Here is an 11,218-nt window from a genome sequence, read left to right as displayed (position 1 = left end):
TGAGCGTTAATAATATAAGTACTTATTCAATATTTATTTAGATTAGCTTTTTTGCGAAAGCCTTTTTTATATACAATAAATTTATAGGATTTTCATTATTTTCTGATATAATATATTATAATAAAAATTTATAACATTAATTTAATACGAATAAGTGAATATTAAATTAATTATTAAATCAAACAGTGTATGAGTAAATTACTATAGGAGGAGAATTGATGGGAATATATAAAGAGCCTAATTCAGAAGAAATAAAGATTGTAAAGAAATATAGCAAATCATTTGAAGATATCAAGGTGTCTGATCCAGTACTGTTTGCAGGAAATACATATAAAGAAGTAATTTTTGAAAGAAAAGGTGCTGCAAAGGTTCTTCGTAAGGAGAAAGGATATATATATATTGACTCCAATAACAAAGTAGTAGAAGATGAAAAAACGATAATGAGGCTTGGAAGAATATTTTTCTTTATGGATGCATTTTTAAATGATGATAAGGATAGTATTATTAGAGCACTTCAAAATGATGAAGAAGTAGAAAAAAATAAGGTTGATTTTAAGTTAATGATGAAAGGCTTTGACATTATTGAAGAAAGAAATAAAAAATATGATATTGAGCATAAGGAAGTTGTGAAGGTTAAAGATATACTAAATAAATTAATAGACCTTAGAGCTAATACAAACATAAAACTAGAAGCTTTTCTTAAGATAGTAGAAGAAGCCATGTCAAAACAGGAATACTTTGATGAAAATATAATAGATACATGTATGCCAGCTTATAAGGAGGTTATGAACTGTAATTATGAGAAGGTAAAGCTGATAGCTAGGGGCGCATCAAGTTATAACTATCTAAAGAAAGCTGCGGAGAAAGTAAGAAAACAATATTCCATAAGATTTAATGTTAACTATACTGATCCATTGATGAAGGTAAATTATATGATGGGATATTTTGAAAGTTTAATCAGAGCTTATGAAACTATTATAAATATGTCTTATGGACAATATATGAAAAGTATAGAGAACTCAGGAAAGATAAATGCTGAATATAAATTGATGGAATTAAGAAATAAGAAAAATAAATAAGCTAATTGAATAATAAAAAGTATGAAGCGAAAGCTTCATACTTTTTATAGTTATATTTCTTAGTATATTTACTCAACATTAATGAAAACAGCGTCTTCATCTTTAACTACATTTATATACTCAACTTCTGGGTCTTCTGTACCTTGAACGTAAAGGCCAGTATCCTTAAGTTGTTGTACATAATCTACAATTTCTTGAGTAATCTTTTCTCCTGGGCAAAGTACTGGTATACCTGGAGGATAAGCCATTAGGAATTCTCCACTAATCATACCTACACTATTCTTAATTCTAACAGTAGTTTTAACACTATTGAAGGCTTCGTTAGGAATTTGTATTTGTTCTGGAATAGGAGGTATATCTATAAAGTCTGCCTTGGCAGTACCTTTTCCATAGTAATCATCACTAATTTCTCTTAAGACTTTTAGAAGTCTTTCCATACCTTCCTCAGTGTCTCCAAAGGAGCCTACTATAAGAATATTGTATAAATCTGAAAGTTCCATTTGGATATGATATTTATTAGATAAAATCATATCTAAATCATAGCCAGTTATACCTAAGTCTCTACAGGTTATAGTGATTTTAGTTGGATCAAAGGCATAAGCACCAGGAACTCCAAGAATTTCTTCACCAAAACAGTAGAAACCAGGAATCTTATTAACCTCAGCTCTAACATAATTAGAAAGTTCTATAGTTTTATCTAGTAATTCTTCTCCATGTAGCGCGATTTGTCTTCTAGCAGTATCTAATGAAGCCATTAGAATATAAGAAGGAGAAGTGGTATGCATTAAGTTTAAAACCTGTTTTACCCTTGGAATACTAACTCTTTTAGAGTTAACTTGAAGTAGTGATCCTTGAGTTAAAGCACCAATAATTTTATGAGTACTTTGAGCACAAATATCCGCACCAGCTTCCATGGCAGACATAGGTAGCTTTTTATTAAAATTTAAATGTGGTCCATGTGCTTCATCTACTATTAAAGGAATATCATATTCATGAACAATATCAGCAATTTGCTGAATGTCTGTAGATACACCATAGTAGGTTGGATTAATTATAAGAACAGCTTTAGCATCTTTATTAGCTTCTAATGTAGCTCTTACAGTTTCAGGTGTAACTCCATTTGCAATTCCAATCTTTTTATCTAATTCAGGTTGCATATACACAGGAATAGCACCAGCTAAAATAATTCCACCAGTAATAGATTTATGCACATTTCTAGGGATGATTATTTTATCCCCAGCACCTACTACAGAAAGAATCATTGCTTGAATAGCTCCAGATGTACCATGAACAGAGAAAAAGCATGCATCTGAGCCATAGGCATCGGCAGCTAGTTCTTGAGCTTTTTTTATAGGACCTGTTGGGTGGTGATAACTATCTACTAGTTTAAAAACTGTAACGTCAATCTTAAATGGATTTTCGCCCATAAAGTTTTTAAAATCTGTATCTACTCCAACACCTTTTTTATGCCCAGGAACATGGAATGGAAGAGTGTCTCTATTCACATATTCCATTAAAGCATCAAATAATGGGGTTTCATTTTGGTTTAACTTATACAATTCCATACCCTCTTTCTAATTTATATAAAGTATATAGATATCAAACAATAGAATTATAGAAATTCTCTATAATAAATTTTATATCAAATATAATATTTATAAGATTATAAAACAAATTCATTATAGAATAATATTAGTAGCAATGCAATAAAATTTTAGTTTATAATTAAATATTTATAAGGTTTTAATTATTATATCAACTATTGGTATTATAAATGTATAATATAATATAAGTTTATAGATCTATATAAATTGTGCTATAAAAAATATAAAAAAATTAAGAAATATTACTTTGTGCAAAAAAAAGATGATTAAAAATTAATTAGATGGTAATATAGGTAAGTGGAATAAATTAAAAATATAAAGAGTTAAGAAGGTGCATTAATGAGTAATGAAAATTATTTTTTAGAAAAGCTTGAGAAAATGTTATTTCTTGAAATAAAAAAAGGTAGTAAAATAAACGAATATACATTTAAGGAAAATGTATATTTGCCTGTTAATTCAGATAAAATAGTTTCCAAAGCTAAAGAAGGGGATGATTTAGCTAATATTCCAGTTAATTTTTTTATAGAAGGAATGTTTTATGCACTAGGCGCAGACAAAAACTTTAAGTTTAATCATGTATATAAGGAAATAATTAAATCTATTCCTAATAGTGTTAATCATATAAAAGGAAAGATATTTGAAAGCATTAAAAATAAAAAGTATGAAGATGGATATATACTATTAAAAGGATTATTGGAAATTGAAATTACTAAAGATAATCTAAATAAAGCTTTTATATTAGTAGATGGAATGAGAAAAATTAATAGCATATTTAAAGAGGAACTTATTAAACTTATTGAACTTGGAAAAGAGATTAAGGATTATCCACAGCCGTATTATTATGAAGGTTTAGTAAATTACGAGGACAAGAATTTCGAAAAAGCTGATTTAAATATTAAACAGTATATATCCTTGGGAGGCAACATCACTGAGGAGGTAGAGGAACTTAAAGAAAACTTAGAGATAATTAATTCTTTTGACAAAGGTAGGGAGCTTGTATATGATGAACCAAAGAAAGCTCTAGAAATACTATTGCCATTGATAGATGTGCTAGGTGATAGTGCTGAAATATTTTATTATATAGCAGTTTCTTATAGAGTTTTACAAAACCATGAAAAAGCTATATACTATTTAAATGAAGCTTTATCTGTAGATAGCAATTACGTTCAAGTATTTAATGAATTAGGAATAAATTATGCTTGTTTGAATGACTTTGAAACTGCTATTAAGTATTTAAGAAAGGTTTTTGAGGTTACTAAGTCTATAGAAGTATGCACTAATTTAATAATGTGCTATATAAATATTAAGGATTTTAATCAGGCGAAAATACATTTAAATATAGCTAAGAAATTAAATCCTGAAGATGAAATTGTTAGAGAACTCGAAAAAGCATTAGGATAATCAAATAATATAAAATTACTTTATAAAATGTAAAAATACATCATAATTAGTATAAATAATTAGATAATATTTTATGAATAACTTTAAATAGAATTGTGTTTATATGTAAAAAACAGTATAATAACTGTGATAAACTTTTGAAATTTACATTTTAAAGATATTGACTTATTTGATTACCATAATTGATTTAGGAAGTGAAATTATGAAAAAGGAAAATAAAATTATAGTATTAGATGTAATTCTTGTCGTAATAAGTTTATATTTAGCTTTATTACTGAAGTTTGATTTTAGGATTGAACCTGATTACTGGGAGTTTTTCTTATTGTCAATAATTCCGGTTGTAGTATTTACCATTGTATTTAATATGATATTTAAATTGTATAGCAATATTTGGAAGTATGCATCTGTAGAGGAGTTATTATCTATAGTATATTCCATGACGGCTTCTAATATTGTGTTTATAATCTATGGATACTTTATAAGCCATACAATGCTAAATAGTGTATTTTTTAGATTCCCAATTACGGTTCATATTATCTTTTGGTTATTGAGCGTAATAAGTTTGGGAGGAGTTAGATTTCTATATAGAATCATGGAGAATAATGGCCAAGATAAAGGGCAACTTAATAAGAGAAAGAATTTATTAATTATAGGTGCTGGTGATGCTGGAGCTATACTTATTAAAGAGATAAAAAATAATAGTAACTTGAATTACAAAATTGTTGGATTAATTGATGACAATATAAACAAAATAGGTAAGAGAATTCATGGAGTAAAGGTAGTAGGAGATAGAAATAAGATTATATCTTTCTGTAAGCAAAATAAGGTTGATGAGATAATGCTTGCAATGCCATCAGTAGATAAAAACACTAAAAAAGAAATTTTAGACATATGTAAACAAGTAACAAAAAATATTAAAATTATGCCTGGTATATATAAAATTATTGATAACAATATAAATGTAAATCATATGAGAGATATAAATATAGATGACTTATTAGGAAGAGAATCAATAAAGTTAAAATCAGAGCATATAGACAGATATATAAAAAATAAGACCATATTAGTTACTGGTGGTGGTGGAAGTATTGGATCTGAAATTATTAGGCAGATAGCTAAATTTTCACCTAAGAAAATAATAATTCTAGATATTTATGAGAATAACGCTTATGATTTAGAGATGGAATTTAACAGAAATTATCCAGAAATAAATAAACAAGTTATTATTGCATCTGTAAGAGATATGGTTAGAATAGATCAAATATTTAATGAGCATAGACCAGAAGTTGTATTTCATGCAGCTGCCCATAAGCATGTACCTTTAATGGAAGGAAATGTGGGTGATGCAGTTAAAAACAACATTTTAGGAACCTATAATGTTGCTAAATGCTGTGATAAATATAATGTTAAGAAGTTTGTTTTAATTAGTACAGATAAAGCGGTAAATCCAACCAATGTAATGGGAGCTACTAAAAGATTTTGTGAGCTTATAATTCAAGCTTTTAATGAAGTTAGTAAAACTGATTATGTAGCTGTTAGATTTGGTAATGTTCTTGGAAGTAATGGTTCAGTAATTCCTTTATTTAAGAAGCAAATAGAAAAGGGAGGACCAGTAACTGTAACTCATCCAGAAATAACAAGGTTCTTTATGACTATTCCTGAGGCTGCTCAACTGGTTATTCAAGCTGGAGGCCTTGCAGAAGGTGGAGAGATATTTGTATTAGATATGGGTAAACCAGTTAAAATGGCTGACTTAGCAAGAGATTTAATAACCTTATCAGGATATAAACCTGATGTAGATATTAAAATAGAGTATGTAGGATTAAGACCAGGAGAAAAGCTATATGAAGAGCTTTTAATGGACGAAGTAGCCCTTACGTCTACAGAGCATAATAAGATTTTTGTTGAAAAACCTAAAGATGCTACTATAGAATTTATTGAGGAGTCTATAAAAGGGTTTAGAAATGTAGATAATATGACTAAAGAGGAAATAATAAGATTGCTTGAAGAAAAAGTTCCAACATATAAAAGAAAAAAAGATTAAGATATGTAACAAAGTATGTAATGTAATAAATTACCTATGGGAGGAACAAGTATGAGTCAATTAAAGGAAGAATTATTATTAAAACTAAAAAATAGAACAGCTAAACTAGGTGTAGTAGGGCTTGGATATGTAGGACTTCCTCTTGCTGTAGAAAAAGCTAAGGCTGGGTATGAAGTTATAGGATTTGATGTTCAAGATAAAAAAGTTGCCATGGTGAATAATGGAGAAAATTATATAGGTGATATAGTAGACAATGATTTAGCTGAGTTTGTTAAATCAGGAAAGTTGAAAGCAACTACTGATTTTAGTTTTATAGGAGAAGTAGATACAGTATGTATAGCGGTACCAACACCTCTTGATCTTTATAAGCAGCCAGACTTGTCTTATGTGATAAATTCAACAAAGGATGTAGCTAAGTATTTAAAAAGAGGAATGCTTGTAGTTCTTGAGAGTACAACTTATCCTGGAACAACTGATGAAGTTCTAAAACCAATTCTTGAAGCAAATGGACTAAAATGTGGAGAAGATTTCTTCTTAGCATTTTCTCCTGAAAGAGTAGATCCGGGTAATAAGGAATATAACACTAAAAATACTCCTAAGGTTGTTGGTGGATGTACACCTGATTGTACTGAAGTTGCAGGGACTTTATACAGAAGTGTACTTGATGGAGAAATTATGGAGGTGTCTTCACCAGCAATAGCTGAAATGGAAAAAATTCTTGAAAACACCTTTAGAAATATAAATATAGCTCTAGCAAATGAAATGGCAATATTATGTAAGAGAATGGGCATTGATGTTTGGGAAGTAATTGAAGCAGCAAAGACTAAACCTTATGGATTTATGCCGTTTTATCCAGGTCCAGGTTTAGGTGGTCACTGTATACCACTAGATCCATTCTATTTAGAGTGGAAGGCCAAAGAGTATGATTATCATACAAAACTTATAGAGACTTCAGGCATAATTAATGATTCTATGCCAGAATTTGTAGTTGAGAATGTTATGAAGCTTTTAAATGGACATAAAAAGGCATTAAATGGTGCTAAAGTACTTGTTATGGGAGCTGCATATAAGAAAGATATAGATGATATGAGAGAGTCTCCAACCTTAAAGGTTCTTGAGATATTAGAGAAAAATGGAGCAGATATAATGATTAATGATCCATATATACCATCTTTTAAACATAAAGGCGTTGAATATGTATCTTTAGATTGGGAAAAAGAAATCGAGAATGCAGATATAGTTATTATCACTACAGATCATAGCTGCTATGATTACGAATTAATGGTAGATAGAGCTAAACTTCTGTATGATACAAGAAATGCTACAAAAAATGTTAAGAATAATAGAGATAAAATAAATAAACTTTAATCAATTAATATTTTTAGATACAGCACAAGAACACACTCCTAGTGCTGTATCTAAAAGCTATGAGGAGAAGTACTTATGAATGTATTGATAATATCACATATGTATCCTAATAGTTTTAATGAAAATAATGGCATATTTGTTCATAAACAGGTCAAATCAATGAGAGAAGAGTTTCCAGATATAAATGTGAAGGTTGTATCACCAGTACCATACACACCTTTTATATTCACTTTATTTTCAACTAAGTATAAGAAGTATTATGATATACCTCGAAAAGCTATTTTAGATGGTATAGAAGTATATTATCCTAGAGCTATATTCTTACCTAGAAATATAGATTTTAAATCAGAAGGGCATAAAGTTTATAAAGGAATTAAAAAGACAGTAAGAAATATATATAAGGACTTTAAATTTGATATAATTCATGCTCATGTAGCTCTACCAGATGGATATGGAGCTATGTTGTTAAATGAATCTTATAATAAACCTTTGTTTGTAACTATTCATGGTCAAGATATGAACTATACAGTTAACTTTAGTGAAGAATGCAAAAAAAGGGTGATGGAAGTTTTAGATACTTCATATAAATCTATTTTTGTAAGTAATAAATTGAAAAAAGATGCTATGAAATATTCCGATTTAGGAGAAAACTATGTTGTAATTCCTAATGGAGTTGATGAAAAAGATATTTTAGTTGAAAAAAATGATCAAATAAGAGAAGAGTTTAAGAATAAAAGATATATTTTGACAGCAGGAAACCTTATACAAACTAAAGGGATTAACTATGCAATAGAGGCTTTTGCTAGGATTCACAAACAACATGAAGATTTAGTATTAGTAATTATTGGACAAGGACAAGAAAGAGAGAACCTAGTAGAACTTGCGAGAAACAAGGGTATTGAACATAAGGTGATTTTTAAAGGTAAACTACCTCACAAAGAATTAATGCAATATATGAAGGAATGCTACTTCTTCATTCTTCCAAGTTACAAGGAAGGATTTGGTGTAGTATATATTGAAGCAATGGCTCAAGGTAAAGTAGCTATTGGTTGCAAAGGGCAAGGCATAGAGGATGTAATTGAGAATATGGTAGACGGAATACTGGTAAATCCAAAAGATGTAGATGATTTAGCAGTTAAGATGGAATATGTAATAAATAATGATGACTCAAGATTTAATATGGAATTATTAGCAAAAGATAAAATTATCACTAAATATACTTGGAAAAAAAGTGCTATAAGTCTAAAAGAGCAATATTTAGAGGTATGTAAGTAGAAGAGATGAGGTGGAATATATAGGATGAAAATATGTATACTAACCACGGGTCATAGTCCTTTTGATTCAAGAGTATTCTATAAGCAAGCAAAGTCTCTTAAAAAAATATGTAATGATATTACTATAATAGGTCCTTATGATAAAGAATTTGATATGGTTTCTGGAATAAAGATAAAAGGCATACCTCAACCAAAAGGGTTAAAAGGCAGATTTCTTATTTTGGATTTGATAATTAAAAAAGCCATAGAAGAAAGAGCAGATATATATCATTTTCATGATTTTGAAGTTATATATAGAGCATTAAAGATAAAGAGAAAATTGCCTAATTCAAAAATAGTTTATGATGTGCATGAACATTACCCCGATATGGTTAGGATGTCAAAGAAGGTACCAGATCTAATAAAACCATTAGCAACATTTATGGCAGACAAAAGCGAACTTTTTATATCAAAAAAGTTTGATTTTATAATTACAGCTGATGAAGCTGTTAAAGAAAGATTTGACTATAAATGCAAGAATGTACAGGCTATACATAATTATACTCAATTTAATCCTATGAAAAGATGTGATATAGATAAAGAGTATGATATTATATATCAAGGTGGGATAACCATAGAAAGAGGAGCATTACAAATATTAAAAGCAATTAAGATTTTAAAAAATGATGAAAAGTATCATAACATTAAAATGATATTTGTAGGGCCATTTGGATATGCTAAATGTGAAGATATATTAATGAAGTATATTAATGAAAATAATTTGGAGGAAAACATTACATTTGCTGGAAGAGTAGATCATGATACGGTAAGAGAATATATGTACAAATCTAAAATAGGACTTGTTCCACTATTACCTGAGCCTAAGTATTTCAAAAATATTCCTACAAAACAATTTGAATATATGAGTTGTGGAATTCCTGTTATAGGAAGTTATATGCCTCCTATAAAGAAATATTTAACATCATACAATTCAGGGCTGATAATTAATCCTTTAGATGAAAATGAAATAGCGCAAAGCATAGCACAACTTTTAGAAGATGATATGCTTATGCAGAAAATGGGTCAAAATGGTATAAAAGCTATATCAGAAGAATTTAATTGGAAACAAGAAGAAAAGAAATTGCTAAGTATATATAAATTTTTAGGAGGAATTGATAATGAAAAATTTTAATGTAGCTGTTATTGGATGTGGAAGGATATCATATAAGGGAATAGAAGCAATAATAAATAATAAAGAAACCTTACAACTAGTGGCAACTTGTGATCCTATTGAAGAAAAGGCAATTGCAAAAAAAGACGAATATATTGAAAAGTTGGGTAAGAATGCAACAGTAAATATATATAAAGATTATAACGAGATGTTAGAGAAAGAAAATGTAGATATAGTTTATATAGCAACTGAAAGCGGTTATCATCCTGAAATTGCGATAAACTGTATGAATAAAGGTAAGCATGTTATAGTTGAGAAACCAATGGCATTATCAATTAAAGATGCTGATGAAATGATAGCTTGTGCTAAGAAAAATAATGTTAAGCTATGTGTATCACATCAAAATAGATTTAATGCTGCTATTCAAAAGTTAAGGAAAGAAATAGAAGCAAATAGATTTGGAAAGATGGTTAATGGTACAGCTAGAATACTTTGGAATAGAAATATGGGGTATTATGAGCAAGCACCTTGGAGAGGAACTTACGAACTTGATGGTGGAACATTAATGAATCAATGTATTCATAATATAGATTTACTGCAATGGATGATGTGTTCAGAAGTTGATACAGTATACGCTCAATGTGATACATTCCTTAGAGATATTGAAGCAGAAGATTTTGGTGCTATAGTAATAAGATTTAAAAATGGTGCTGTAGGAATAATAGAAGGTAGTGCTTGTGTATATCCTAAGAATTTGGAAGAAACCTTAAGTATTTTTGGAGAAACGGCGGCAGTTTGTATAGGTGGTCTTGCAGTAAATAAAATTGAAACTTGGAGAATTGAAGGTTCAGAAGAAAGTGAAGATGAAGTTTTAGCGGCTCAAGAAGATGATCCGGACAGCGTTTATGGATTTGGACACACTTTATTATTCAAAGATGTAGTAGACTCTATTATAGACAATAGAGAGCCACTTGTAAGTGGAGAAGAAGCTAAAAAACCATTGGAAATAATATTAGCTGCATATAAGTCTACAGCAACAGGAATGCCTATTAAATTTCCGCTAGAAAAGTTCTCTACTATGGATATGAAGGAAATGAAAAATAAGTAAGTGAGGGTTAACTTAACATTTTGATTTATTCCCTAATTGTTTTCCATTTCTTATGGGAAGAAGCTTGAGTGGAACAATAACTGGTTTACTTGGATTAAATTTGCCACATATAAGGTTAGCTAATAATAACATTTTAAATTAGTTGTAGAAAATATAATTATTAGTATATAATTATAAAGAAAATTTATGA

Annotated in this window: 8 protein-coding genes; 7 read left to right on the top strand and 1 reads right to left on the bottom strand. The window is 29.0% G+C overall.

Annotation, left to right across the window (positions count from 1 at the left end):
* The first annotated feature begins 218 nt into the window (after positions 1-218).
* On the top strand, positions 219-1,079 hold the full coding sequence (locus B3W71_RS05625; protein ID WP_346887962.1) for a hypothetical protein: 861 nt from the start codon (positions 219-221) through the stop codon (positions 1,077-1,079).
* Positions 1,080-1,147: 68 nt separating this feature from the next.
* Here B3W71_RS05625 and B3W71_RS05620 read toward each other — a convergent pair whose 3' ends face one another.
* Positions 1,148-2,638 carry an aminotransferase class I/II-fold pyridoxal phosphate-dependent enzyme gene (locus B3W71_RS05620; RefSeq protein ID WP_346887961.1) on the bottom strand — a complete coding sequence of 497 codons (1,491 nt, stop codon included), beginning with the start codon at positions 2,636-2,638 and terminating at the stop codon, positions 1,148-1,150.
* Between the two features lie 384 nt (positions 2,639-3,022).
* On the opposite strand from B3W71_RS05620, the gene B3W71_RS05615 reads away from it, so the two are divergent.
* The 6 genes from B3W71_RS05615 (at position 3,023) to B3W71_RS05590 (ending at position 11,028) form a co-directional block, all read left to right on the top strand.
* Positions 3,023-4,084: a capsular biosynthesis protein gene (locus B3W71_RS05615; RefSeq protein WP_346887960.1), complete on the top strand. Its 1,062-nt coding sequence runs from the start codon at positions 3,023-3,025 to the stop codon at positions 4,082-4,084.
* A 202-nt stretch (positions 4,085-4,286) separates the two neighbouring features.
* Positions 4,287-6,128 carry a nucleoside-diphosphate sugar epimerase/dehydratase gene (locus B3W71_RS05610; protein WP_346887959.1) on the top strand — a complete coding sequence of 614 codons (1,842 nt, stop codon included), beginning with the start codon at positions 4,287-4,289 and terminating at the stop codon, positions 6,126-6,128.
* A 51-nt stretch (positions 6,129-6,179) separates the two neighbouring features.
* Positions 6,180-7,496, top strand: coding sequence for a nucleotide sugar dehydrogenase (locus B3W71_RS05605; protein ID WP_346887958.1), 1,317 nt, complete (start codon positions 6,180-6,182; stop codon positions 7,494-7,496).
* Positions 7,497-7,571: 75 nt separating this feature from the next.
* On the top strand, positions 7,572-8,771 hold the full coding sequence (locus B3W71_RS05600) for a glycosyltransferase (RefSeq protein ID WP_346887957.1): 1,200 nt from the start codon (positions 7,572-7,574) through the stop codon (positions 8,769-8,771).
* A 24-nt stretch (positions 8,772-8,795) separates the two neighbouring features.
* Complete coding sequence (locus tag B3W71_RS05595) at positions 8,796-9,941, top strand: glycosyltransferase family 4 protein (RefSeq protein ID WP_346887956.1); 1,146 nt, start codon at positions 8,796-8,798, stop codon at positions 9,939-9,941.
* Positions 9,928-11,028 carry a Gfo/Idh/MocA family oxidoreductase gene (locus tag B3W71_RS05590; RefSeq protein WP_346887955.1) on the top strand — a complete coding sequence of 367 codons (1,101 nt, stop codon included), beginning with the start codon at positions 9,928-9,930 and terminating at the stop codon, positions 11,026-11,028. Before B3W71_RS05595 ends, B3W71_RS05590 begins: the two co-directional genes overlap by 14 nt.
* The last annotated feature ends 190 nt before the right edge of the window (positions 11,029-11,218 follow it).

The sequence above is a fragment of the Clostridium sp. UBA1056 genome (assembly GCA_002316385.1).
Classification (GTDB): domain Bacteria; phylum Bacillota; class Clostridia; order Clostridiales; family Clostridiaceae; genus Clostridium_J.
The sequence above is the reverse complement of the archived record's forward strand: the minus strand, read 5'-3'. Positions and strand labels throughout refer to the sequence as shown.